At 71.4% G+C, this 23871-nt stretch carries 22 protein-coding genes and 1 pseudogene; 10 read left to right on the top strand and 13 right to left on the bottom strand.

Translation table 11 applies throughout. The annotated features are described in order from the left end of the window. The first annotated feature begins 47 nt into the window (after positions 1 to 47). Complete coding sequence (gene abc-f / locus ABZV00_RS14105) at positions 48 to 1685, top strand: ribosomal protection-like ABC-F family protein (RefSeq protein ID WP_355605641.1); 1638 nt, start codon at positions 48 to 50, stop codon at positions 1683 to 1685. A 23-nt stretch (positions 1686 to 1708) separates the two neighbouring features. On the opposite strand, the gene dnaE is transcribed toward abc-f, so the two are convergent. After that, positions 1709 to 5239, bottom strand: a complete 3531-nt coding sequence (gene dnaE, locus ABZV00_RS14100) for a DNA polymerase III subunit alpha (RefSeq protein ID WP_355605638.1) — start codon at positions 5237 to 5239, stop codon at positions 1709 to 1711. A gap of 134 nt (positions 5240 to 5373) precedes the next feature. On the opposite strand from dnaE, the gene ABZV00_RS14095 reads away from it, so the two are divergent. Then, on the top strand, positions 5374 to 5994 hold the full coding sequence (locus ABZV00_RS14095) for an L-threonylcarbamoyladenylate synthase (protein ID WP_355605635.1): 621 nt from the start codon (positions 5374 to 5376) through the stop codon (positions 5992 to 5994). Between the two features lie 98 nt (positions 5995 to 6092). Here ABZV00_RS14095 and ABZV00_RS14090 read toward each other — a convergent pair whose 3' ends face one another. Together ABZV00_RS14090 and ABZV00_RS14085 are read right to left on the bottom strand one after the other, a co-directional pair. Next, positions 6093 to 6704, bottom strand: a complete 612-nt coding sequence (locus tag ABZV00_RS14090) for a low temperature requirement protein A (protein WP_355605633.1) — start codon at positions 6702 to 6704, stop codon at positions 6093 to 6095. A gap of 53 nt (positions 6705 to 6757) precedes the next feature. Continuing rightward, positions 6758 to 7054: pseudogene (locus tag ABZV00_RS14085) on the bottom strand (low temperature requirement protein A); the annotation flags it as partial. 243 nt (positions 7055 to 7297) lie between these two features. On the opposite strand from ABZV00_RS14085, the gene ABZV00_RS14080 reads away from it, so the two are divergent. The 6 genes from ABZV00_RS14080 to ABZV00_RS14055 all read left to right on the top strand — a co-directional run bounded on the left by ABZV00_RS14080 (position 7298) and on the right by ABZV00_RS14055 (position 12786). Next, positions 7298 to 7639, top strand: a complete 342-nt coding sequence (locus ABZV00_RS14080) for a PadR family transcriptional regulator (RefSeq protein ID WP_007458189.1) — start codon at positions 7298 to 7300, stop codon at positions 7637 to 7639. After that, on the top strand, positions 7636 to 8589 hold the full coding sequence (locus ABZV00_RS14075; protein ID WP_355605629.1) for a permease prefix domain 1-containing protein: 954 nt from the start codon (positions 7636 to 7638) through the stop codon (positions 8587 to 8589). Before ABZV00_RS14080 ends, ABZV00_RS14075 begins: the two co-directional genes overlap by 4 nt. Positions 8590 to 8720: 131 nt before the next feature. Further along, the gene (locus tag ABZV00_RS14070; protein ID WP_355605626.1) at positions 8721 to 10034 is read left to right on the top strand and encodes a sensor histidine kinase; all 1314 of its coding nucleotides are present in this window, start codon (positions 8721 to 8723) and stop codon (positions 10032 to 10034) included. 23 nt (positions 10035 to 10057) lie between these two features. Continuing rightward, positions 10058 to 10753: a response regulator transcription factor gene (locus ABZV00_RS14065; protein WP_328426450.1), complete on the top strand. Its 696-nt coding sequence runs from the start codon at positions 10058 to 10060 to the stop codon at positions 10751 to 10753. Between the two features lie 81 nt (positions 10754 to 10834). Then, positions 10835 to 11728, top strand: a complete 894-nt coding sequence (locus ABZV00_RS14060; protein WP_355605624.1) for an ATP-binding cassette domain-containing protein — start codon at positions 10835 to 10837, stop codon at positions 11726 to 11728. Next, a complete protein-coding gene (locus ABZV00_RS14055; protein WP_355605621.1) occupies positions 11725 to 12786 on the top strand; it encodes an ABC transporter permease in 1062 nt (353 codons plus the stop codon). Before ABZV00_RS14060 ends, ABZV00_RS14055 begins: the two co-directional genes overlap by 4 nt. A 59-nt stretch (positions 12787 to 12845) precedes the next feature. On the opposite strand, the gene ABZV00_RS14050 is transcribed toward ABZV00_RS14055, so the two are convergent. From ABZV00_RS14050 to ABZV00_RS14040, 3 genes are all read right to left on the bottom strand, one after another. Next, positions 12846 to 13457 carry a DUF402 domain-containing protein gene (locus tag ABZV00_RS14050; protein ID WP_355605619.1) on the bottom strand — a complete coding sequence of 204 codons (612 nt, stop codon included), beginning with the start codon at positions 13455 to 13457 and terminating at the stop codon, positions 12846 to 12848. Positions 13458 to 13459: 2 nt separating this feature from the next. Further along, on the bottom strand, positions 13460 to 14212 hold the full coding sequence (locus ABZV00_RS14045; RefSeq protein WP_121654488.1) for a YebC/PmpR family DNA-binding transcriptional regulator: 753 nt from the start codon (positions 14210 to 14212) through the stop codon (positions 13460 to 13462). Positions 14213 to 14443: 231 nt separating this feature from the next. Beyond that, positions 14444 to 15085: an NAD(P)H-dependent oxidoreductase gene (locus ABZV00_RS14040; RefSeq protein WP_355605617.1), complete on the bottom strand. Its 642-nt coding sequence runs from the start codon at positions 15083 to 15085 to the stop codon at positions 14444 to 14446. Positions 15086 to 15186: 101 nt separating this feature from the next. On the opposite strand from ABZV00_RS14040, the gene ABZV00_RS14035 reads away from it, so the two are divergent. After that, positions 15187 to 16041 (top strand): helix-turn-helix transcriptional regulator, encoded by an 855-nt coding sequence (locus tag ABZV00_RS14035; RefSeq protein ID WP_355605615.1) that lies wholly within the window; start codon positions 15187 to 15189, stop codon positions 16039 to 16041. A gap of 17 nt (positions 16042 to 16058) precedes the next feature. Here ABZV00_RS14035 and pdxT read toward each other — a convergent pair whose 3' ends face one another. The 6 genes from pdxT to pgsA all read right to left on the bottom strand — a co-directional run bounded on the left by pdxT (position 16059) and on the right by pgsA (position 21149). Beyond that, positions 16059 to 16664, bottom strand: a complete 606-nt coding sequence (gene pdxT / locus ABZV00_RS14030) for a pyridoxal 5'-phosphate synthase glutaminase subunit PdxT (RefSeq protein WP_355605963.1) — start codon at positions 16662 to 16664, stop codon at positions 16059 to 16061. Between the two features lie 5 nt (positions 16665 to 16669). After that, positions 16670 to 17584 (bottom strand): pyridoxal 5'-phosphate synthase lyase subunit PdxS, encoded by a 915-nt coding sequence (gene pdxS / locus ABZV00_RS14025; RefSeq protein ID WP_355605613.1) that lies wholly within the window; start codon positions 17582 to 17584, stop codon positions 16670 to 16672. A 138-nt stretch (positions 17585 to 17722) separates the two neighbouring features. After that, positions 17723 to 18226 carry a hypothetical protein gene (locus tag ABZV00_RS14020; protein WP_355605610.1) on the bottom strand — a complete coding sequence of 168 codons (504 nt, stop codon included), beginning with the start codon at positions 18224 to 18226 and terminating at the stop codon, positions 17723 to 17725. 83 nt (positions 18227 to 18309) lie between these two features. Next, the gene (locus tag ABZV00_RS14015; RefSeq protein ID WP_355605607.1) at positions 18310 to 19470 is read right to left on the bottom strand and encodes a glycosyltransferase family 4 protein; all 1161 of its coding nucleotides are present in this window, start codon (positions 19468 to 19470) and stop codon (positions 18310 to 18312) included. A gap of 73 nt (positions 19471 to 19543) precedes the next feature. Continuing rightward, positions 19544 to 20473, bottom strand: a complete 930-nt coding sequence (locus ABZV00_RS14010) for a phosphatidylinositol mannoside acyltransferase (RefSeq protein WP_355605961.1) — start codon at positions 20471 to 20473, stop codon at positions 19544 to 19546. Between the two features lie 46 nt (positions 20474 to 20519). Continuing rightward, positions 20520 to 21149: a phosphatidylinositol phosphate synthase gene (pgsA, locus tag ABZV00_RS14005; protein ID WP_328425930.1), complete on the bottom strand. Its 630-nt coding sequence runs from the start codon at positions 21147 to 21149 to the stop codon at positions 20520 to 20522. Positions 21150 to 21399: 250 nt separating this feature from the next. On the opposite strand from pgsA, the gene ABZV00_RS14000 reads away from it, so the two are divergent. Then, positions 21400 to 23556: an elongation factor G-like protein EF-G2 gene (locus ABZV00_RS14000; RefSeq protein ID WP_355605604.1), complete on the top strand. Its 2157-nt coding sequence runs from the start codon at positions 21400 to 21402 to the stop codon at positions 23554 to 23556. 3 nt (positions 23557 to 23559) lie between these two features. Here ABZV00_RS14000 and ABZV00_RS13995 read toward each other — a convergent pair. Beyond that, positions 23560 to 23871 (bottom strand): zinc ribbon domain-containing protein (locus ABZV00_RS13995; protein WP_355605601.1); only part of this gene is annotated, 312 nt, incomplete at its 5' end.

Below are 23871 nucleotides of genomic sequence, written 5' to 3'. Positions count from 1 at the left end.
TCTCGGGCAGCTCCGGCGCGCCCACCCCACCCTTTGAGGTCACTCGCATGTCCGATGCGTTCATCGTCTGCTCGAACCTGTCCTTCTCCTGGCCGGACGACACTCCGGTCTTCTCGGAGCTGTCCTTCACCGTCCCCGGCGGCCGCACCGGCCTGGTGGCTCCCAACGGCGCCGGCAAGAGCACGCTGCTGCGGTTGATCGCCGGAGAGCTGCGCCCCAGCGGCGGCAGCGTCACCGTCGACGGTGTGCTCGGCTACCTCCCGCAGACCCTGCCCCTGGCCGGCGACCTGACCGTGGCCGAGGTACTGGGCGTCGCCGAGCGGATCGCGGCGCTGCACGCCATCGAGGCCGGCGACGCCAGCGAGGAGCACTTCGCCACGATCGGCGACGACTGGGACATCGAGGAGCGCACCCGCGCCGAGCTGCACCGGCTCGGCCTGGGTGAGCTGTCGCTCGACCGACGGCTGCACACCCTCAGCGGCGGCCAGGTGGTCTCCCTCGGCCTGGCCGCACAACTGCTCCGGCGCCCCGACGTGCTGCTGCTCGACGAGCCCACCAACAACCTGGACCTGGAGGCCCGGCACAAGCTCTACGACGTGCTGTCGGAATGGACCGGCTGCCTGCTGCTGGTCAGCCACGACCGGGAACTGCTGGACCGGATGGATCGCATCGCCGAGCTGGACCGTGGCGAGATCCGCTGGTACGGCGGCAACTTCACCGCGTACACCGAGGCGGTGCGGGCGGCACGGGAGGTGGCCGAGAGCAACATCCGCAACGCGGAGCAGGAGGTCAAGCGGGAGAAGCGGGAGATGCAGCAGGCCCGCGAGCGCGCCGACCGGCGAGCCAGCAACGCCAGCCGCAACCTGAAGAACGCCGGCCTGCCGAAGATCTTCGCCGGCACCATGAAGCGCGGCGCGCAGGAATCCGCCGGGCGGTCCCAGGAAACGCACTCCAACCGGGTCGGCCAGGCCCAGGCGCGGCTCGACGAGGCCGGCCGGGCGCTGCGCGAGGAGGACCGGATCGTCGTGGACCTGCCGGACACCACCGTCCCGGCCGGCCGCACGGTCTTCTCCGGGCTCGGCATGCGGGTCCGCTTCGACGACCGGGAGCTGTTCGCCGGCGACGGCGCCGACCTGGTGATCCGGGGGCCGGAACGGATCGCGCTCACCGGCCCCAACGGCGCCGGCAAGTCGACGCTGCTGCGCCTGCTCGACGGCGACCTTGAACCGGCGGACGGCGAGATCCGGCGGGCCGACGGCCGGATCGCGTACCTGTCGCAGCGGCTGGACCTGCTGGACCTCGACCGCACGGTGGCGGAGAACTTCGCCGCGTACGCGCCGAGCCTGCCGGACGCGAAGCGGATGAACCTGCTCGCCCGGTTCCTGTTCCGGGGCGCCCGGGTGAACCTGCCGGTCGGGGTGCTCTCCGGCGGCGAGCGGCTACGCGCCACCCTCGCCTGCGTGCTCTGCGCCGAGCCGGCACCGCAACTGCTGCTGCTCGACGAGCCGACCAACAACCTGGACCTGGTCAGCGTCGCGCAACTGGAGAGCGCGCTGACGGCGTACCAGGGCGCGTTCGTGGTGGTCAGCCACGACGAACGGTTCCTGGCCGAGATCGGCGTGCAGCGCTGGCTGCGGCTGGCCGACGGCCAGCTGCGGGAGATCGCGGCCCTCGACCGGGGCTGAGCCCGGCGGCGTCCGCGGCCCGGTCAGCTCACGTTGGCCGGGCCGAGGACGCTCTTCAGGTCCCCCATCAGCGCGGTGGTGGCCGCCACCCGGAACGGACCCAGCCGCAGGGTGGTGGTGCGCCCGCCGTTGAGCAGCTTGATGTGCACCTCGGTGTCGCCGGGGTGCAGCACCAGGGTCTCCTTGAGCTTCTCCACCAGCGGTGGCGTGCAGCGGTGCACCGGGATGGTGAGGGTGACCGGCTTGTTGGTGGCACTGGTGCTGACGTCCGGCATGGACATGTCCATTGCCATGATCCGCGGGGTGTCGTCGCGGCGGTCCACCCGCCCCTTGACCACGACGATGGCGTCCTCGGCGATGTACTGCCCGATCACCTCGTACGTGTTGGGGAAGAACAGCGTCTCCACCCCGCCGGCCAGGTCCTCCAGCGTGGCCGAGGCCCAGGCCCGGCCCTGCTTGGTGACCCGGCGCTGCACCCCGGACAGGATGCCGGCGAGGGTGACCACCGCCCCGTCGGGCACCGCGCCGTCCTCTGCGAGGGAGGCGATGGTGGTGTCGGCCGCCGCGCCGAGGATGTGCTCCAGGCCGAACAGCGGGTGGTCGGAGACGTACAGGCCGAGCATCTCGCGCTCGAAGGCCAGCTTGTCCCGCTTGTCCCACTCGCTGTCGCCGATGGTGGGCATCACCGTCGTGCTGCCGGTGTCGGCATCGCCGAAGCCGGCGCCGAAGAGGTCGTACTGGCCGACCGCCTCCTTGCGCTTGACGTCGGCGTACGCGTCGATGGCGTCGGCGTGCACCGCGAGCAGGCCCTTGCGCGGGTGCTCCAGCGAGTCGAAGGCGCCCGCCTTGATCAGCGATTCGATCGTCTTCTTGTTGCAGACCACCGCGTCCACCTTGGACAGGAAGTCGTAGAAGTCGGCGTAGTCGCCCTTCTCCTCCCGGCAGCGCATGATCGACGCGACCACGTTCGCGCCGACGTTGCGCACGGCGGCCAGGCCGAAGCGGATGTCCTTGCCGACCGGGGTGAACGGCCCGGCCGAGGTGTTCACGTCCGGTGGCAGCACCTGGATGCGCATCCGGCGACACTCGGACAGATAGAGCGCCATCTTGTCCTTGTCGTCGCCGACGCTGGTCAGCAGCCCCGCCATGTACTCGGCCGGGTAGTGCGCCTTCAGGTACGCGGTCCAGTAGGAGACCAGCCCGTACGCGGCGGAGTGCGCCTTGTTGAAGGCGTACCCGGCGAACGGCACCAGGACGTCCCAGACCGCCTGGATCGCCTCGTCGGAGTAGCCGCGCTCGCGGCAGCCGTCCCGGAACGGGATGAACTCCTTGTCGAGGATCTCCTTCTTCTTCTTACCCATCGCCCGGCGCAGCAGGTCGGCCTGACCGAGGGTGTAGCCGGCGAGGATCTGCGCGGCGCGCTGCACCTGCTCCTGATAGACGATCAGGCCGTGGGTGGGCGCCAGGATCTCCCGCAGCGGCTCCTCCAGCTCCGGGTGGATCGGCGTGATCTCCTGGAGGCCGTTCTTGCGCAGCGCGTAGTTGGTGTGCGAGTCGACGCCCATCGGGCCGGGCCGGTACAGCGCCAGGACGGCGGAGATGTCCTCGAAGTTGTCCGGCTTCATCAACCGCAGCAGGGAGCGCATCGGCCCGCCGTCGAGCTGGAACACACCCAGCGTGTCACCGCGGGCCAGCAGCTCGTAGGCGGCCAAGTCGTCCAGTGGCAAGGCCAGCAGGTCGAGCTGCTTGCCGTGGTTGAGCTTGATGTTCTTGACCGCGTCATCGATGATCGTCAGGTTTCGCAGGCCGAGGAAGTCCATCTTCAACAGCCCGAGCGACTCGCAGGTCGGGTAGTCGAACTGCGTGATGATCGCCCCGTCGGCGTCGCGGCGCGTCAACGGGATGTGCTCGATGATCGGCTCGGCGGACATGATGACGCCGGCCGCGTGCACGCCGGTCTGCCGGATCAGCCCCTCGATGCCCTTCGCGGTGTCGATCACCTTGCGCACGTCCGGGTCGGACTCGTACAGGCCGCGGATCTCGCCGGCCTCGGCGTAGCGGGCGTGCTTCGGGTCGAAGATGCCGGTGAGCGGGATGTCCTTGCCCATCACGGCCGGCGGCATCGCCTTGGTGATCCGGTCGCCGACCGCGTACGGGAACCCGAGCACCCGGGCCGAGTCCTTGATCGCGGCCTTCGCCTTGATCGTGCCGAAGGTGGCGATCTGGGCGACCTTGTCCTCGCCCCACTTGTCGGTGACGTACTTGATCACCTCGCCGCGCCGACGCTCGTCGAAGTCGATGTCGACATCCGGCATCGAGACCCGCTCGGGGTTGAGGAACCGCTCGAAGATCAGGCCGTGCAGGATCGGGTCGAGGTCGGTGATGCCCAGCGCGTACGCGACGAGGGAGCCGGCGGCCGAACCGCGGCCCGGCCCCACCGCGATGCCCTGGTTCTTCGCCCACTGGATGAAGTCGGCGACCACGAGGAAGTACGACGGGAAGCCCATCTGGTTGATGACGCCCAGCTCGTACTCGGCCTGGACGACGTGCCCCTCCGGGATGCCGCCCGGGTAGCGGCGGGCCAGGCCGGCGAAGGTCTCCTTACGGAACCAGGACTCCTCGGTCTCGCCCTCCGGGACCGGGAAGCGCGGCATCAGGTTGTGGAACTCGAACATCCCGGTCGGGTCGACCTTCTCGGCGACCAGCAGGGTGTTGCGGCAGCCCTGCTGCCACAGCTCCGAGGAGTCGACCCCGCGCATCTGCTCGGCGCTCTTGATGAAGTAGCCGCCGCCCTCGAACCGGAACCTGTTCGGGTCGTCGATGTTGCTGCCGGTCTGCACGCAGAGCAGCACGTCGTGCGCGGTGGCCTGCGCCTCGTGGGTGTAGTGCGAGTCGTTGGTGACCACCGGCGGGATGTCGAGCTTGCGGGCGATCTCGGTGAGACCCTCGCGGACCCGGCTCTCGATGGAGAGGCCGTGGTCCATGATCTCCAGGAAGTAGTTGTCCTTGCCGAAGATGTCCTGGTAGCTCGCGGCGACCTTGAGCGCCTCGTCGAACTGACCCAGCCGCAGCCGGGTCTGCACCGCACCGGAGGGGCAGCCGGTGGTGGCCATGATGCCCTCGGCGTGCTCGGCGATCAGCTCCATGTCCATCCGGGGCCACTTGACGTAGTGCCCCTCCATGGACGCGCGCGAGTTGAGGGTGAAGAGGTTCTTCAGGCCCTGCGCGTTCTTCGCCCACATGGTCTTGTGGGTGATCGCGCCGTTACCGGAGATGTCATCGCTCTTCTGCTCCGGCCGGCCCCACTTGACCCGCGCCTTGTGGTAGCGCGACTCCGGCGCCACGTACGCCTCGACGCCCAGGATCGGGGTGATCCCGGCGGCCATCGCCTGGTTGTAGAAGTCGTTCGCGCCGTGCATGTTGCCGTGGTCGGTGATCGCCACCGCCGACATGCCGAGCCGGTTGGCCTCGGTGAACAGGTCCTTGAGCCGGGCCGCTCCGTCGAGCATCGAGTACTCGGTGTGCACGTGCAGATGCGCGAACGAATCGGCCATGCGTGGCGCCCCCCGGCGGTGTGGATCTTGATGGTCGGAACCGACCGGGACCTACCCTACCGAGGTGATCTCGGCGGCTCCACCGTCCGCGCCGAGGGTGGCCCGCGTCTCCTCGCAGCGCCTAGTCTCGGGGGATGGCGAGGTACTACGACGTGCACCCGGAGAACCCGCAACCCCGGGTCATCCGCCAGGTGGCCGACCTGATCCGCGACGGCGGGCTGGTCGCCTACCCGACCGACTCCTGCTACGCGCTCGGCACCCAACTGGGCAACCGGGAAGGGCTGGACCGGATCCGCGAGATCCGCCACCTCGACGATCGGCACCACTTCACCCTGGTCTGCAGTGACTTCGCGCAGCTCGGCCAGTTCGTCCAGATCAGCAACTCGGTCTTTCGCCTCGTGAAGGCGTCCACCCCGGGCAGTTACACCTTCATCCTGCCGGCCACCCGCGAGGTGCCACGCCGGATGTTGCACCCCCGCAAGCGCACGGTCGGTGTCCGCGTACCCCGGCACACCGTCACCCAGGCGCTGCTGGCCGAGCTGGGCGAGCCCCTGGTGTCGAGCACCCTGGCCATGCCCGGCGAGGAGGAGCCGATGACCCAGGGGTGGGAGATCAAGGAACGGCTCGACCATCTTCTCGACGCGGTGCTCGACGCTGGCGACTGCGGCAAGGACCCGACGACGGTGGTCGACCTGTCGGGCCCCGAGCCGGAGATTCTGCGCCAGGGTGCGGGCGACCCGTCGCGCTTCGAGTAGCGCCGCTCAGGTCGTCGCCGGTGCCTGGGCCGGATGCCGTCGGGCTCTCAGGAGTTCGCCGACGGCGACGCAGAGCAGCACGAGGCCGGCGGCAACGCTCACCGCCAGACCGGGCAGTGCACGGCGAGCGGCCCGAGGGCGATCGCCGCGACGAGACCGACGACGTGGGACAGCGGCACGCGCTGGTAGACCTCGTGCTCCAACACCGCCCGGCCGCAGAGGAAGAGCCCGGCGCCGCCCAGGATGAGCGCGGTCATGGGGGTGCCCGGCTGCTCCCCCGGCCACGCGATGTCGCGTTCGACGCCGGCGGCTGTGCCGACCACCCCGGCCACCATCAACCAGTGGGCGTACGGATTGGTCTGCACCAGCCGGCCTCGGTGAGGTGACGACTCGATGGCGGCGCGGAGCGTCGCGCCCGCTCCTCGTGCGTAACTCCACCACAGCACCACGGCCGTCAGGAACGCCGTGCCGAAGGCGCCGATCCGGCCCGCGGTGAACGGCTGGTGGCTCAGGCTGAGGACGCTCACCAGGATGAGTTCGCCCAGGGTGAGGATGTAGATCTGCTGGTACCGCTCGGCGAGGTGCTCGGGCGCCACCTGGTACTGCGGCAGGGGTAGCCGGCCGGGGATGGGGAAGCGGAAACCGAACGCGATGTAGTCGACGGCCAGCGCCGCCAGCCACACGACCAGCCGCCACCCGGGGTCGGACACAGGCCGCCGACCACCCAGAGGGTCCCCGAGACGAGGCTCCAGACCAGGGCGCGCACAGAACGCTCCTGCTCCGACCGGCCGCGCAGGGACCGGATGAGCGTCAGCCCGCGGCCCAGGTTGATCGCGGCCCAGGTCCCGCCGAAGATCAGCCCGTGGTCGCCGAACGCGGCCGGCAGCGCGGCCGACATCAGCATGAGGCCGAACATGACGCCCAGGATCAGGTACGGGATCGGTCGCTTCCGCGGACTGTAGGTGTCGGTGATCAACGTGGTGGTCACCCATACCGCCCAGAGCGTCGAGAGGACGAGTAGGCCCTGGCTGATGCCGGTCCAGGTCTGGTCGGCTGCCATTTTGCCGACGTCAACGCCAGGCCGGCGACGACGGCGAGGTCGAAGAACAGCTCCAGCAGATCCGCCCGCTGCGAGCCGCTCGGGATGCGGGTCAACGGCAGACGTGGCTCCTTGTCACCGGCTCTCCGCCATGGGGACAGCTTCACATCCAGGGCCGGACCGCCAGCCACATTCGCCGGACCCGAGCGGACACGATGTTATCGGTCTAGACAACACTGTGTGCCACACAGTATGGTGTGACACATGGTTAGCGAGGACGTTCTGAGGACGCACCTACAGGAGTTGCGTCGAGGCACCGTCGTGGTAGCCAGCCTGGTCGCGCTGCGCCGACCGGACTACGGCTACGCACTGCTGCAACGGCTCACCGACCACGGCTTCCCGGTGGACGCCAACACGCTCTACCCGCTGCTGCGCCGCCTGGAGGACCAGGGCCTGCTGACCAGCGAGTGGAACACCGAGGAAAGCCGGCCGCGCAAGTTCTACCGAACCAGCGACGAGGGCGAGTCGATGCTGAACCGGCTCCTCGACGACCTCGCCGCCGTACAGACCTCCATCACCGGCCTGATCCAAGGAGTAGACCGATGAACACCCTGACCGACCGCTATCTCGCCGCCACCCTGCGCTCGGTGCCCACCCAGCGCCGGGACGAGATCGCCACCGAGCTGCGCGCCTCGATCGAGGACATGATCGAGGACCGGACCGGCGGCGGCCAGGACACCACCACCGTCGAGCGGGAGGTGCTCACCGAGCTGGGCAACCCGGACCTGCTGGCCGCCCGGTACGCCGACCGCCGGCTGCAGCTCATCGGCCCGACCTACTACATCGTCTGGCTGCGACTGCTGAAGCTGCTGCTCAGCTTCGTCCCGGCGATCGTCGGCACGGTGGTCGCGGTCATCGACGTGGCGGACGGCAAGGGCTTTGGGGCCATCGGCAGCGGCATCGCCATCGCCATCGAGGTGGCCGTGCAGATCGCCTTCTGGCTCACCCTGACCTTCGCCCTCATCGAGCGCTTCCAACCCGTCGCCGGCCTGCCCGACTGGACCGTCGACCAGCTTCCCGACGTCCCCGTGCACCGGGACATCTCCCTCGCCGACACCATCGCGTCGGTGGCCATGCTGGTGCTGACCATCGGCTACCTGCCCTTCCAGCACTACCAGTCCTGGGTGCACGAGACCGACGGTGGCAACATCCCGATCCTCGACCCGGCGCTGTGGTCGTTCTGGCTGCCGGCGCTGATCGCGGTGCTGTTGGCCAGCATGGTGTTCGAGATCGTCAAGTACCGGATCGGGCGCTGGACCTGGACCCTGTTCGGGGTGAAGGCCCTGCTCAACCTGGCGTTCACGGTGCCGGTGGCGTGGTTGGCGCTCTCGGACCGGCTGCTCAACCCGGCCCTGGGCGATCGGCTGAGCTGGCTGGCGGAAGGGGACAACCGGAACACCCTCGGAGCTGCCATCGCGGTGGGCGCGGCCGTGGTGCTGGTCTGGGACCTGATCGACACCGCCACCAAGAGCCGCCGCCGGTCGGCGCGGGCGTGAGCAGCAGCCGACCAGGCGGCCCGGCGCGGACCCCGCGCCGGGCCGCCGCCCGTCCACCGGACCAGGCCACCGTCGTACGGACCGGCGAGCGGCCGTGGCGGTGGGCGTGGCCGGCGTGGCATCGTTCCCGGATGACCGTGGCACAGCGTGACGAATGGCGTCGCCCGGCTCCGACGCCGGAGCAGCGCCGGATCGATCTCTGGATCGGGCTGGCGGTGACCCTGCTGGCACTGGTGAGCCTCACCCTGGCGCGCAGCACCGGGGCGTTCCTGCTGGGCCCGCCGCCGTCCGGGCCGGAGCAGGTGCTCTGGACCGTCGCGGTCACCCTGCCGCTGGTCTGGCGGCGGCGCTGGCCGGCCGCCACCCTGCTGGTCGTCTCGGTGGCGTTCATCGCCGCGCAGGCACGGTCGGCTCCGGAAACCCAGCTCTCCTCGTGGGCCCTGTTCTGTGCCATCTACACCGTCGGCGCCTGGGGACGGGACCGCCGGCTCGCCCGCCAGCTGCGGATCGGCGTGATCGCCGCCATGTTCGCCTGGATGGGTATCTACTACGCGGTGAGCATCGGCCACATCCCGCCCGGTGCCTTTTCCGACGCGGTCGGGCCGGTGCCACCGGTGCTCGCCGCGATGGTGAGCGGCGTCCTGATCAACGTGTTGTACTTCGGCTTCGCGTACTTCTTCGGTGAGACCTCCTGGGTGGCCGCGCGGCGCGAGCACGAGCTGCGCGCCCAGGCCGAGGAGCTGCGCCGGTCGCAGGCCGAGGCCCGTGAACGGGCGGTGCTCGGCGAACGGGTGCGCATCGCCCGGGAGCTGCACGACGTGGTCGCACACCACGTGTCGGTGATGGGGGTGCAGGCGTCCGCGTGCCGCCGGGTGTGGGACCGCGACCCGGGCAAGGCCCGGACGGCGCTGAGCGCCATCGAGCAGAGCGCCCGCACCGCCGTCGACGAGCTGCGCCGGATGCTCGGCGTGCTGCGCGCCCCCGACGGCGACGCCGCGGCACCGCCGCCGTCGACCGGGACGGTCGACCGGATCGACGAGCTGGTCGAGCGGGCCCGCGCTGCCGGCCTCACGGCCACCGTCGGGGTGTACGGCGAACCGGTCCCGCTACCCGCCTCGGTCTCCCAGACGGCGTACCGGGTGGTGCAGGAGGCGGTGACCAACACGCTGAAGCACGCCGGGGCCAGTCTGCTCGACGTGCGGATCCGCTACCTGGCACGAGAGGTGGAGTTGGACGTGAGCGACGACGGACGGACCGGCACTGCGCTCCACGCGGACGGACTCGGCCTCATCGGCATGCGGGAGCGGGTAGCCGCCCAGGACGGCGTCCTGGAAGCCGGCCCGCGCCCCGGCGGCGGCTGGCGGGTCCGCGCCCGACTACCGCTGCCCGCCGAGACGTCGAGGCTGGGCGAAACCGCCGCGGCCGGCGCGGGGTGGTCGGCGTGACCGCCCCGCCGGCCGACGCCACGCTGCCGGGCGCGGACGACCCGATTCGGGTGCTGCTCGCCGACGACCAGCACCTTGTCCGCACCGGCTTCCGGGTCATCCTCGAGGTGGAGGACGACATCGAGGTGGTTGGCGAGGCGGCGGACGGCGCGCGCGCCGTCACCATGACCCGGGCCACCCAACCGGACGTGGTGCTGATGGACGTGGAGATGCCCGGGATGGACGGGCTGGAGGCCACCCGGAGGATCACCGGGGACGGGCCCGACGCGCCAGCGGTGCTGATCCTCACCACCTTCGACCGCGACGACTACCTGTTCGCCGCGCTGCGGGCCGGGGCCAGTGGCTTCCTGCTCAAGAACGGCACACCGGAGGAGCTGATCGAGGCGATCCGGGTACTGGCCAGGGGCGACGGTCTACTCGCCCCGGAAATCACCCGTCGGGTGATCTCCACCTTCGCCCGCCCCGGCGACCCGACGGGCACCGCCCACCAGGGGCCGGCCGCCGAGGCCGCACTACGCGAGCTGACCCCGCGCGAACGGGAGGTGCTGGTGCTTCTCGCCGCCGGATCCAGCAACGCGGAGATCGCCACGACGATGCACCTGGGCGAGGCGACGGTGAAGACACACGTGAGCCGGGTACTGGCCAAGCTCGGCCTACGCGACCGGGTGCAGGCGGTGGTCTTCGCGTACGAGAACGGGGTGGTCCGCCCCGGCGGCTGACCAGCATCCGCCGCGAGGTGGACCCGCCGGCTCAACCGCCGGGCGGACGGCGGACCGACGTGTTCTCTCTACCGTGGGTGCGTGACCAGAACGCTCCGCCTCGACGGCGTCGACCGCAGCTTCGGCGACCGGCAGGTACTCAAGAACGTCTCCTTCGAGGTGGCCGCCGGCCGGATGACCGGCTTCGTGGGCGCCAACGGCGCCGGCAAGACCACCACCATGCGGATCGTCCTGGGCGTGCTCGCCCCGGACGCCGGCGAGGTCACCTGGCAGGGTGCCCCACTGACCCGGGAGGACCGGCAGCGGTTCGGCTACATGCCGGAGGAACGCGGCCTCTATCCGAAGATGAGCGTCCGGGAACAGGTGACCTACCTGGGCCGCCTGCACGGGCTGAGCGCGGTCGCGGCCCGGCGCAGCACCGACACGCTGCTGGAACGGGTCGGGCTCGACGAACGCGGCGACGACCTCCTGGAGACGCTGTCACTGGGCAACCAGCAGCGCGCCCAGATCGCCGCCGCGCTGGTGCACGACCCCGAGGTGCTGGTGCTCGACGAGCCGTTCTCCGGCCTGGACCCGCTGGCCGTCGACACGGTCGTGACGGTGCTGCGGGAGCGGGCCAAGGCGGGCGTGCCGGTGCTCTTCTCCAGTCACCAGCTCGACGTGGTCGAGCGGCTCTGCGACGACCTGGTGATCATCGCGGACGGCACGATCCGGGCCGCCGGCAGCCGGGAGCAACTGCGCGCGACGTACACGGTGCCCCGGTTCGAGCTGGTGGTCGACACCGACGCGGGCTGGCTGCGCGACCAGCCCGACGTGACGCTGGTGGACCTGGACGGCGCCCGCGCGGTCTTCGACCTCGCGCCGGGCGCCGACGAGCAGGCGGTGCTGCGGGCGGCCCTGGCCCGGGGCCCGGTGCGCGCCTTCCGCCCGGTCACCCCCTCGCTCACCGAGATCTTCCGAGAGGTCACCCAGTGAACACCTACCCGGCCACCCGGCTGGTCGCCGCCCGCGAGATCCGGGTCAAGCTGCGCGACCGTACCTTCCTGTTCGGCACGCTCTTCTTCCTGCTGATCGCCGCGGCCGGCACGATCCTGCCGCCGTTGCTCTCCGGCGGGCCGGCGAGTGTCGCGGTCACCCAGGACGCCGCCGGCCCGCTGCGGGCCGCCGGCCTCGACGTCCGCGTGGTGCCCGACGACGGCGCCGCCGAACAGGCCGTCCGCGACGGCGACGTGGACGCCGCGGTGGTCTCCGGCCCGGCGGTGCTCGCCATGGACGAGGCCCCCGACGACGTGGTGCAGGCGTTGAGCAGCGCTCCGCCGCTACGGCTGCTGGACCCGGACGCGGTCGACCCGGTGGTGGCGTTCCTGGTGCCGTTCGTCTTCGCGTTCGTCTTCTTCCTCACCTCGCAGACCTTCGGCCTGCAGATCGCGCAGAGCGTCACCGAGGAGAAGCAGACCCGGATCGTGGAGATCCTGGTCGCGGCCATACCGGTACGGGCGTTGTTGGCCGGCAAGGTGATCGCCGGCGGCATCCTGGCGCTCGGGCAGATCGCGCTGATCGCCCTTGTCGCCGTCGTCGGCATGCAGATCGGGGACAGCGGCGACCTGCTCACCCTGCTCGCCCCGGCGATCGGCTGGTTCGTGCCGTTCTTCCTGCTCGGCTTCGTGCTGCTGGCCGCGATGTGGGCGGCGGCCGGAGCACTGGTCAACCGGCAGGAGGACATCGCCGGTGTGTCGACGCCGGTGCAACTCGCCGTCATGCTGCCGTTCTTCGCGGTGATCTTCTTCAACGACAACCCCACCGCCATGAAGGTGCTGTCGTACCTGCCGATCTCGTCGCCGACGGCGATGCCGCTGCGGCTCTTCACCGGGGACGCGGCCGGCTGGGAGCCGATCGTCTCGCTGGCCATCCTGCTGGTCGGCGCCTGCGCCTTCGTGGTCGCCGGGGCCCGCATCTACGAAGGGTCGCTACTGCGGACCAACGGCCGGACCTCCCTGCGCGCCGCCTGGCGCGAGCGGGAGACCATCGGCTGACCGGTGACCGGCCAGGGCGGGCGTCGGTGTCCTGATCGGACACCGGCGCCCGTTCGCGCTCAACGGGCGGGCGGCACCCGGTCCCAGCCGGCGGGCAACCGAGGCACCGACCAGGACGGGTCGGGCCGCCAACACGCCCACGCCGGGTCCCACCAGCGTTGGCCCGCGTCGAGCAGCGCGGCGATCCGGTCGCCCTCGCCGCGGATGGCTTCCGCCATGCCCGGGTAGCGCCCCTCGACGAGGCGCTGCGCGAACATCTCCACGTCCTTCCAGACGTACCGGTCGGCGTCCGCACCCCACCACAGGTCCAGCTCGTGGTCCAGGGTGTCCACCCCGATCGGGGTACGCCGCAGCGGATCCTGGAGGTTGAAGTACCAGCCGGCGAAGTCGCGCTCCGGGCCCGTCCAGAAGACGTCCACCGAGTGCGCCTCGCCGGGGCGTTGCAGCATCAGCTTGCCGTGCCCCTGCCAGGCCCGGTGCCCGGCGGTCTGCCACGGGTGCCGCCCGCACGGGAAGGTGCCGGACTCCGGGAAGCCGAACTCGGCACCCGGTGGCAGGTAGAGGGCCAACAGGTCGGGCGAGTCCTCGACGCAGATCGTCGGGCAACCGAACCAGACCTCGCCGAGCAGAACCTCGCGCCGGACGACCACCTCGCCCGGCGCGAACCGCACGGTCAGGCGTCCACCGCGGCCATCACGTCGTCGCTGACGTCGAAGTTCGCGTAGACGTTCTGCACGTCGTCGCAGTCCTCCAGGACGTCGATCAGCTTGAAGATCTTGCGCGCGCCCTCCTCGTCCAGCGGGATGTTCATGCTGGGGATGAGGGAGGACTCCGCCGACTCGTACTCGATGCCAGCGTCCTGAAGCGCGGTGCGGACCGCGATCAGGTCGGTCGGCTCGGAGACCACCTCGTACGCCTCACCGAGGTCGTTGACCTCCTCGGCGCCGGCGTCGAGGACTGCCATCATCACGTCGTCCTCGCTCGTGCTCTCCTTGGGGACGATCACCACGCCCTTGCGGGAGAACATGTACGACACCGAGCCGGCGTCGGCGAGCGAGCCGCCGTTACGGGTCAGCGCGGTGCGCACCTCAGTCGCCGCCCGGTTGCGGTTGTCCGTGAGGCACTCGATCAGCATCGCCACGCCGTTCGGGCCGTAGCCCTCGTACATGATGGTCTGCCAGTCGGCGCCGCCGGCCTCCAGGCCGGAGCCGCGCTTGACCGCGCGGTCGATGTTGTCGTTCGGCACCGAGCTCTTCTTCGCCTTCTGGATGGCGTCGTAGAGCGTCGGATTGCCGGACGGGTCGCCACCGCCGGTCCGCGCGGCCACCTCGACGTTCTTGATCAGCTTGGCGAACATCTTGCCGCGCTTGGCGTCGATGACGGCCTTCTTGTGCTTGGTCGTCGCCCACTTTGAGTGGCCGGACATCTGTTACCTCCGTTGCTACCCGCCGTCTGCATCGAGGGCACCGCGCACGCCCCGCTTCCGCCGGCGCACGCGGAGGTGCCGGTCAGCTCTGGTGGAAGCCGTGGCGGGCAGATGGCGCTGCCGAATCTCGGCAATCCTACCGACGTCCCCGGGGTCGCTGTCATGCACCGCGCGTGGCGGCTCCGCCCCGTCCGCTCCAATCGGAGCAGACGGGACGAAAATCCCGGACGGCTACGACGACCCCAGCAGGGCCCGGTCCGCCGGGCGCAGCGCCCGGGACCAGGTCACCACCTCGGCGAGCATCGTCGACAGCTCCGCCTCCCGGCCATCGCCCGGCGCGAAACGGCCGGCGGTCCGGTCACCAGGGTCGGCCCCGGTGAAGTCGAAGTCGGTGAAGATCGACAGTGCCACACCCGTCGGCACCACCACGGTCCGCACCTCGGTGAGGATCGCCCGCAGGTGGTCGGCGGCCCGATTGCCGCCCTGCGCGCCGTAGCTCAGCACTCCGGCCACCTTGCCGGTCCACTCCGCGTACAGGTAGTCGATGCCGTTCTTGAGCGCGGCCGGTATCGAGCGGTTGTAGTCCGGGGTGACGAAGACGAAGGCGTCGCAGCCGTCCACCACGGCCGCCCAACGCCGAGTGTGCGGGCGCCTATAGTCGCCGAACAGCGCCGGCACCGGCTCGTCGAGCAGTGGCAACGCCTGCTCCGCGAGGTCGACCAGCGTGAAGACGGCGTCCCCGGCGCGTACCGCCTCGTGCCGCTCAGCCACCTCCAGGACCCAACGGGCGACCGCCGCGCCGCGTCGGCCGGGCCGGGTGCTGCCCACGATCAGACCGACCCGCAGCGGTCCTGTGCTCTGTGCGATTCTCATGACCACGATCGTGCGGGCGACGGGACGGGGCGGGGAGACCGCCGCGAGGATGGCCTTGCCAGGGTCACCCTCCGGCCGGCGCCGGCTGCCAGACTGGTTCGGTGATAGACGGAGAGCTGGGCGCGTTCCTGCGCAGTCGCCGCGAGGCGCGGCGACCGGCCGAGGTCGGCCTCGCCGAGGGTCCCCGCCGACGTACCCCCGGGCTGCGCCGGGCCGAACTGGCGACGCTGGCGCAGGTCAGCGTGGAGTACCTGACCCGGCTGGAGCAGGGCCGCGACACCCGGCCGTCGCCGGAGATCCTCGCCGCGCTCGCCGACGCCCTACGCCTGGACAGCGCCGACCGGGAACACCTGCGGCAGCTCGCCTCGGCCCAGCACGCCCGACAGCTGTGCTCGGGCGACCGGCCGACGGTTTCCCGCACCGTCCGGCCAACGGTCCGCGCGATGCTCGACGCGCTGCGCGACACCCCGGCGTACGTGCTCAACCGGCTCGGCGACGTGCTGGCCTGGAACGAACCGTTCGACCTGCTGGCCCGCCCGCTCGGCCTGCTGGACGGAACGCGACCGAACCTCATCTGGTGGGTGCTGACCGACGAGCGGGCCCGTGCCTACTACCCGCAGTGGTCGGCGCTGGCCGACCAACAGGTCGCGGAGCTGCACCTGCTGCGCCGAGGCGACCCGGCCAGCGACGCCTTCGCCGAGCGGCTGGCCCGTACGGTGGGCGCGCCGTTCACCGACCGCTGGCGGCGGCGGCCGGTCACCGCCGCGCGTACCGGCCTGCTGACGGTGCGCCATCCGGAGGCGGGGCTGTTGCGCCTCAACGTCGAGACGCTGGAGCTGGCCGAGGTCGACCCGCAGCGACTGGTGGTGCAGTTGCCCGCCGACGCCGCCACGGCGACCGCGCTCGACCAGTTGGCGGGTCGCCGCCCGGGGCAGCTGCGCGCGGTCGCCGGCTGAGGCGACGGGTCACGCCGTCAGGAGACGGTGCGGATCATGTCCACGAAGTACGCGTGCACGCGCAGGTCACCGGTCAGCTCCGGGTGGAACGAGGTGGCCAGCAGATTGCCCTGCCGGACCGCCACGATCCGGTCCGAGGCCGGACCACCGGTCACCTTCCCGATCACCTCGACGCCGTCACCGACCCGCTCGACCCACGGCGCGCGGATGAACACCGCGTGGAACGGCTCGCCCTCGACTCCGGCGATCTCCACCGGCGCCTCGAACGAGTCGACCTGCCGGCCGAACGCGTTCCGCCGCACGGTCATCTCGATGCCGGCGAAGCCACGCTGGTCCGGCCGGCCATCGAGCACCTCGGTGGCCAGCATGATCATGCCGGCGCAGGACCCGTAGACCGGCATGCCGTCGGCGATCCGCTTGTCGATCGGCTCGCGCAGCTCGAAGATGTCGGCGAGCTTGCTCATGGTGGTGGACTCGCCCCCGGGGATGACCAGCCCGCCGACCGCGTCCAGCTCGGTTGGACGGCGGACCGGGCGGGCGTCCGCGCCCACCGCGGCCAGTGCCGCCACGTGCTCGCGGACGTCCCCCTGGAGCGCGAGCACACCGATGGTGGGGGCGCTCAGGGCGCTCACCAGCCCCGCTCGGCCAGACGGTGCGGCTGCGGGATCTCGTCCACGTTGATGCCGACCATCGCCTCGCCGAGACCGCGGGAAACCTTGGCCAGCACGTCCGGGTCGTCGTGGAAGGTGGTGGCCTTGACGATCGCGGCGGCCCGCTGAGCCGGGTTGCCGGCCTTGAAGATGCCGGAGCCGACGAAAACGCCCTCCGCGCCGAGCTGCATCATCATCGCGGCGTCGGCCGGGGTGGCGATCCCACCGGCGGTGAACAGCACCACCGGCAGCTTGCCGCTCTCGGCGACCTCCTTGACCAGCTCGTACGGGGCCTGAAGCTCCTTGGCCGCGACGTACAGCTCGTCGGTCGGCAGCGAGGAGAGCCGGCGGATCTCCTGGCGGATCTTGCGCATGTGGGTGGTGGCGTTGGAGACGTCACCGGTGCCCGCCTCGCCCTTGGAGCGGATCATGGCCGCGCCCTCGGTGATCCGGCGCAGCGCCTCGCCCAGGTTGGTCGCACCACAGACGAAGGGGACCGTGAAGGCCCACTTGTCGATGTGGTTGGCATAGTCAGCCGGGGTCAGGACCTCGGACTCGTCGACGTAGTCCACGCCGAGCGACTGGAGGATCTGCGCCTCCACGAAGTGGCCGATGCGGGCCTTGGCCATCACCGGGATGGAGACCGCCGCGATGATCCCGTCGATCATGTCCGGGTCGCTCATCCGGGACACCCCGCCCTGCGCGCGGATGTCGGCGGGCACCCGCTCCAGGGCCATCACCGCGACGGCGCCGGCGTCCTCAGCGATCTTGGCCTGCTCGGCGTTGACCACATCCATGATCACGCCACCCTTGAGCATTTCGGCCATGCCCCGCTTGACGCGGGCGGTGCCGACGACGGGGGTGGTTCCGGTGTTCGCGGCGGTTTCGGACACGGGTCAGCGCTCCTCGGGACGTGCTCTGGGGGTGGCAGGAAAAATGCTACGCGGAGGTCAACGCCGTTCCGACAGCCAATCAGACCCCCGGTGGCCTGCGTAGTGGCAACCGTCACCGGCCCGCCGAGCGGCTCGCGATCAGTTCGCCGGCACGTCCGTGGGAACGGCCAGGGTCGGGTCGTCGATGTCGAAGTAGCGCGGCCACTCCCGGCCCCGCCCCATCCGCAACAACCGCACCAGCGGTCGGCTGCGCGCCGACCGGGCGTCACGGACCAGGTCGGTGTGCACCTGCCGGGACAGCGCGAGCCGGCGACTGGCGGCGATAACCGCCCCGCAGTCCGGATCGGCCGGATCGAGCTGCACCGCGCGGAGTTGCCGGGTCAGGTCGTTCTCGGCGGCCTCCCGCTCGTCCGGGTGGGCGTCCAGGGCGATCCGGGCCGCCGCGTACAGCTCGACGCCGAAGTGCCGCTCAGCCAACACGGCGGCGGCCGCCGCCCGGCGCAGCAGGTGGGCGTCGAGGGCCCGGGCCGCCAGCTCCGCGCGGCCCTGCAGCCGCTCGACCCGCCCGGCGGTCCAGATCAGGTACGCCGCGACCAGCCCCACGACCACGCTCGCGGCCACCACCCACCACATGTGCGGCATCGTAGTGCTGCTCCGTTTCCGTCCGTCCGGGCGCGGCCGCGCCGGAAACCCCGGTCACCGCCCGCACCATGCGTCACACCGGCTCAGCCCAGCCCCACCCATTCCTGGTCGATGACCCGCCCGTCGGTTGCCTCGATCGCCGCTGCGTATACCTCCAGAACGCGGCGAGCAACCACCGGCCAGTCGAAATTCGCCACGACCTGATCACCGCAGGCGCTCAGCACGGCCCGGCCGGCCGGATCGTCGAGCAGATCGGCCAGCGCGTCGCGCAACCCCGCCGGGTCGCCGGTGGGGAAGAGCCGCCCGGCCCGGCCGCCGTCGAGGACCCGCCGGAACGCGTCCAGGTCGCTGGCGACCACCGTGGTACCGGCGGCCAGGGCCTCGGTGAGGATCATGCCGAACGACTCGCCGCCGGTGTTCGGCGCCACGTAGAGGTGCACGCTGCGCAGCATCCGCGCCTTGTCCGGCTCGGACACCAGGCCGAGGAAGGTCACCCGGTCACGCACCTCGGCCGGAAACCGGTCATACAGGTCGTCGGGGTCGCCGGGGCCGGCGACCAGCAGCCGCAGCTCGGGGCGGGTGGCGGCCAACGCCACGAACGCGTCACGCAGCACCGGGAAGCCCTTGCGCGCCTCGGTGAACCGGCCCAGGAAACCCAGCGTGCCGCCGGTGCCCGGGGTGCACTCCCCCGGCCAGCCGGGCAACGGCTCAGCGTCGGCGAACTTGGCCACCGCCACCCCGTTGGGGATCTCCACGGCGCCGCCGTCCATGTGCTCGACCTGTACCTTGCGGGCCAGCGCGCTGACCGCGATCCGGGCGGTGATCCGCTCCAGCACGATCTGCAGCACCCCCTGCGCGGCGGCCAGCACCCGCGAACGGGTCATCGCGGTGTGGAAGGTGGCCACCACCGGGCCCCGAGCGGAGAGCACCGCGAGCAGCGACAGGCTCAGCGTGAGCGGCTCGTGCACGTGCAGCACGTCGAAGTCGCCGTTGGTGATCCAACGCCGGACCCGGGCGGTGGAGACCGGGCCGAACGCGATCCGGGCCACCGAGCCGTTGTACGGCAGCGGCACGGCCCGGCCGGCGGAGACCACGTACTCCGGCAGCGGGGAGTCCTCGTCGGCCGGGGCGAGCACGCTGACCTGGTGGCCGAGCGTGATCAGCGCCTCGGCGAGGTCCATCACGTGGTTCTGCACCCCGCCGGGGACGTCGAAGGAGTACGGGCAGACGATGCCGATCCGCATACGTCAGCGCCCCTCGCTCGCGACTGCGGGGCTCCGCTGCGGTGCACTCCTCGCGCTCACCGTGCCCACCCCCTCAGGCCTGACCGGCGGCCGGCGAGGGCAGCGCGGTGCCGCCCCCCGTCCCCCGCTGGTCCAGCCACATCCGCTGCAACATGTGCCAGTCTTCCGGATGCTGGGCGATACCCGCCGCCAGACGGTCGGCGATCAGCTGGGTCAGCGACCGGACCCGCTGGTCCAGCGGCCCCTCCTCCGGCCCGGGTACCGGCAGCGGGCCGGCGAGAGATGCGCACGCCCTGTCCGGTTCGTACCACATCGATGCCACGTAGAGCGGGGCGCCGGTGTGCAGCGCGAGCAGCGCCGGCCCGGCGGGCATCCGCGTCTTGGCCCCGAAGAAGTCCACCTCCACCCCACGGGCGGAGAGGTCCCGGTCGGCCAGCAGCGGCACCACCGCGCCAGCGCGTACCCGGTCCAGCAGCACGTCGAACGCCGGACGTGGCCCGCCGTGGGTCGGCAGGATCTCCATCCCCAGGCCCTCCCGGAAGGCCAGGAAACGCTCGTAGACGCCCTCCGGCAGCCGCTCGGCGACCGTGGTGATCGGCCAACCGGTGGCTGCCACCCAGGCGCCCGCGGCGTCCCAGTTGCCGCCGTGTGGCAGCGCCACCACCGCGCCTCGGCCGGCAGCCACGTCGGCGGCGAGCAGCTCGGCGCCGTCGAGCCGGAAATTGGCCAGGATCTGCGCCCGGCTCATCGAGGGCAGCCGGAACGCCTCCATCCAGTACCGGGCGTACGAGCGCAGCCCGCGCTTCACCAACTCGTCCAGCTCGGCCTCGGGCAGCTCCGGGCCGACCACCCGGCGCAGGTTCGCGCGCAGTCGAGCCGTACCCCCGCCGGCGCGGCGGTGGGCGCGGTCCGCGCCCGCCTGGAACGCTGCGGCCACCAGCGGCCGGGGCAGCGCACGGATCACCCGCCAGCCCGCGACGTAGCCCAGCTCGGTGAGGTTCACGCGGCCCGGCCGCCGGTCGTCCGGCGCCGGGTCGCCGGCCATTCGCTCACGCCTGGCCGTCCGGCTGGAGCTGCTGGGCCTGGCGGTAGACGTGTGCCATCCGCTGCCCCACCGTGAAGATCGACACGGCGGCGAGCAGCCAGAGCGCGATCTCCAGCGCCGGGTCGACACCGACGCCGGTGAGGATCCCGCCGACCCCGACGATGAGCAGCCGCTCGGTTCGCTCGGCGATGCCCACGTTGCAGGTCATGCCCAGCCCTTCGGCGCGGGCCTTGACATAGGAGACCAACCCACCGGCGGCCAGGCAGAGCAGCGCGGCGGCCACCCCGGAATGGTCGTTCTGGGTGGCCAGCCAGTACGCGACCGCGCCGAAGACGGCGCTGTCGGCGACCCTGTCCATGCTCGAGTCGAGGAACGCGCCGAACCGGGTGGAGCCGCCACTCATCCGGGCCATCGTCCCGTCGAGCAGGTCGGTGAGCGCGAAGAAGGTGACGATTAACGCGCCCGCGACCAGGTGGCCGCGAGCACCGAAGCCGAGCGCGCCGACGAGCACACCGACGGTGCCCGTAACGGTGACGGCATTGGGGGTGACGCCTGCGCGGAGCAGTGCGCGTGCGATCGGCTCGACGACGCGGGTCATCCCCGCGCGGGCCGACACTTGGAAGATCTTCGCCATGGCGGTCCCCACGATAACGGTCCGCCCAGCTCCGGCGATACGGACGGTCCGGTCGACCCGCCCGGGGCAGGCTTGTGCCTACCCGGCAACGGGTGTGAGATCGAGCCTGGAGGTGAGCCAGCTCACCTGCCCGCCCGTCCCGTTCCCGCTGTGCAGCAGACCACCGGAGGATATCGCCGCGCACTTGCCTCGGGCCGCTTCCCGTCGCGCGGCGGTCGCCACCAACCACCGGCTGAGGGAGGTGCGCCCCATGGCGCAGAAGAGTCAGGAGAAGGGTCCCACCGGCGGCACGCCGGTGGTGACGGAACCCGGCACGGTTCGCAACGTGGTGCTCGTCGGGCACTCCGGAGCGGGCAAGACGACCCTGGTCGAGGCGTTGCTCGCGGCGACCGGCACGATCAGCCGGGCCGGCAACGTGGTGGACGGCACCACGGTCGGCGACCACGACCCGGCAGCCGTCCGCCAGCAGCGCTCGGTGAGCCTGTCCTGTGCGCCCCTGCTGCACGACGACATCAAGGTCAACCTGCTCGACACCCCGGGGTACGCCGACTTCGTCGGTGAGTTGCGCGCCGGCCTGCGGGCCGCCGACGCCGCGCTCTTCGTCGTCTCCGCCGTCGACGGGATGGACGCGGCCACCGCAGCGCTCTGGGAGGAATGCGCGGCGGTCGACATGCCCCGGGCCGTCGCGGTGACACGGCTGGACCACCCACGCGCCGACTTCGACAACGCGGTGGCGCTCTGCCAGCGGGTCTTCGGCGACAACGTGATGCCGCTCTACCTGCCGATGCTCGGCGACGACGGAGTCTCCACCGTCGGCCTGCTCGGCCTGATCACCCGCCGGGTCTTCGACTACACCGCCGGGCTTCCCGCGGACGTACGCGATCCGGACCCGGAGCACCAGCCGGCCATCGACGAGTCCCGCAACGAGCTGATCGAGGGGATCATCGCCGAGAGCGAAGACGAGACCCTGATGGACCGCTACCTCGACGGCGAGGAGATCGGCACCCAGGTGCTCATCGAGGACCTGGAGAAGGCGGTCGCCAGGGGCCACTTCTACCCGGTGATGCCGGTCTGCGCGGAGACCGGCGTCGGGCTGGACGCGCTGCTGGAGGTGCTGACCGCCGCGTTCCCGTCGCCGCTGGAGCACGAACTGCCGGCGGTGACCGGCGTGGACGGCTCACCGCGCCCGCCGCTGACCTGTGACCCGGACGGGCCGCTGGTCGCCGAGGTGGTCAAGACCACCGTCGACCGGCACGTCGGGCGGGTCTCGCTGGTCCGGGTCTTCTCCGGCACCCTGCGCCCCGACCAGACCGTGCACGTCTCCGGGCACGGCATGGCTGAGCGCGGGCACCCCGACCACGACGCCGACGAGCGGGTCGGCCACATCTACACCCCGCTGGGCGCCACCCTGCGCGAGGTGTCGCTCTGCGTGGCCGGCGACATCTGCGCGATCACCAAGTCGGGCAGCGCCGAGACCGGCGACACCATCTCGGCCAAGGACGACCCGCTGCTGATCGCGCCGTGGGAGATGCCGGAGCCGCTGCTGCCGGTGGCGATCGTCGCCCGGAGCCGCGCCGACGAGGACGCGTTGGCCCGCAACCTGGCCCGGCTGGTCGCCGGTGACCCCACGCTGCGGCTGGAGCGCAACCCGGAGACCCACCAGCTGGTGCTCTGGTGCATGGGCGAGGCGCACGCGGACGTCGTGCTGGACCGGCTGCGGGCCGGCGGCGTGGAGCTGGACACCGAGCCGGTCCGGGTGTCACTGCGCGAGACCCTGACCGTGCCGGCGAAGGGGCACGGCCGGCACGTCAAGCAGTCCGGCGGCCACGGCCAGTACGCGGTCTGCGACATCGAGGTGGAGCCGCTACCCCGGGGCGGCGGCTTCGAGTTCGTCGACCGGGTGGTCGGCGGCGCCGTGCCCCACAACTACATCCCGTCGGTGGAGAAGGGCGTCCGCGCCCAACTGGAGCGCGGCCTGGTCGCCGGCCACCCGGTGGTGGACCTGCGGGTGACCCTGGTCGACGGAAAGGCGCACAGCGTCGACTCCTCCGATGCGGCCTTCCAGACCGCTGGCGCCATGGCGCTGCGCGACGCCGCCGAGCGGGGCCAGCCGGCGCTGCTGGAGCCGATCGACGAGGTGACTATCCGGGTGCCGGACGGCTCGGTGGGCGCTGTGATGGGCGACCTGTCCGGCCGGCGCGCCCGGGTGCTCGGCACCGAGCCGGACCAGGACGTCGAGGGCCGCACCCTGGTCCGCGCCGAGGTGCCGGCCAGCGAGCTGCTCCGCTACGCCGTCGAGCTGCGCTCGATGACCGCCGGCACCGGCACCTTCCGCCGCCACTTCGTCCGCCACGACCCCATGCCCGCCCACCTGGCCGACCAGGCCCGCAAGGAACAAACCCCCTAACCGTTACCTTTCAGTGAGCAAACGTGACTCCTGATTGGCAGTCGTCCGTTGCCGGGCGACGTTGACCGGATGAGCCGGTCTAGACGCTTCACGGCCCGCCGCCCCGCCTGCGCATGCAGGTCTTACGGGTCTTACGTGGGCTCCACGTCCTGTTTTTGCGTCGCCCAGCAACTCCAGGTCGACGTGCCGCACGAGCGCGGCAAGATTACGTGCGGCGTTGACGTCCCGGTCCAGGGACAGCCTGCACGCGGTGCAGTGGAACGTGCGCTCGGCCAGTGACAGCTTGGGTTTCACCGTCTTGCAGGCGGAGCATGT

This window comes from Micromonospora sp. NPDC005173 (genome assembly GCF_040608515.1).
Taxonomy (GTDB): Bacteria; Actinomycetota; Actinomycetes; order Mycobacteriales; family Micromonosporaceae; genus Micromonospora.
This window is presented reverse-complemented; position numbering and strand designations above follow the sequence as displayed.

What these genes read in the sequence shown, in the direction of transcription:
- abc-f (WP_355605641.1), top strand. Translation starts at nt 48, where the DNA reads ATGTCCGATGCGTTCATCGTCTGCTCGAACCTGTCCTTCTCCTGGCCG.
- dnaE (WP_355605638.1), bottom strand. Translation starts at nt 5,239, where the DNA reads ATGGCCGATTCGTTCGCGCATCTGCACGTGCACACCGAGTACTCGATG.
- ABZV00_RS14095 (WP_355605635.1), top strand. Translation starts at nt 5,374, where the DNA reads ATGGCGAGGTACTACGACGTGCACCCGGAGAACCCGCAACCCCGGGTC.
- ABZV00_RS14080 (WP_007458189.1), top strand. Translation starts at nt 7,298, where the DNA reads ATGGTTAGCGAGGACGTTCTGAGGACGCACCTACAGGAGTTGCGTCGA.
- ABZV00_RS14075 (WP_355605629.1), top strand. Translation starts at nt 7,636, where the DNA reads ATGAACACCCTGACCGACCGCTATCTCGCCGCCACCCTGCGCTCGGTG.
- ABZV00_RS14070 (WP_355605626.1), top strand. Translation starts at nt 8,721, where the DNA reads ATGACCGTGGCACAGCGTGACGAATGGCGTCGCCCGGCTCCGACGCCG.
- ABZV00_RS14045 (WP_121654488.1), bottom strand. Translation starts at nt 14,212, where the DNA reads ATGTCCGGCCACTCAAAGTGGGCGACGACCAAGCACAAGAAGGCCGTC.
- ABZV00_RS14040 (WP_355605617.1), bottom strand. Translation starts at nt 15,085, where the DNA reads ATGAGAATCGCACAGAGCACAGGACCGCTGCGGGTCGGTCTGATCGTG.
- ABZV00_RS14020 (WP_355605610.1), bottom strand. Translation starts at nt 18,226, where the DNA reads ATGCCGCACATGTGGTGGGTGGTGGCCGCGAGCGTGGTCGTGGGGCTG.
- ABZV00_RS14015 (WP_355605607.1), bottom strand. Translation starts at nt 19,470, where the DNA reads ATGCGGATCGGCATCGTCTGCCCGTACTCCTTCGACGTCCCCGGCGGG.
- pgsA (WP_328425930.1), bottom strand. Translation starts at nt 21,149, where the DNA reads ATGGCGAAGATCTTCCAAGTGTCGGCCCGCGCGGGGATGACCCGCGTC.
- ABZV00_RS14000 (WP_355605604.1), top strand. Translation starts at nt 21,400, where the DNA reads ATGGCGCAGAAGAGTCAGGAGAAGGGTCCCACCGGCGGCACGCCGGTG.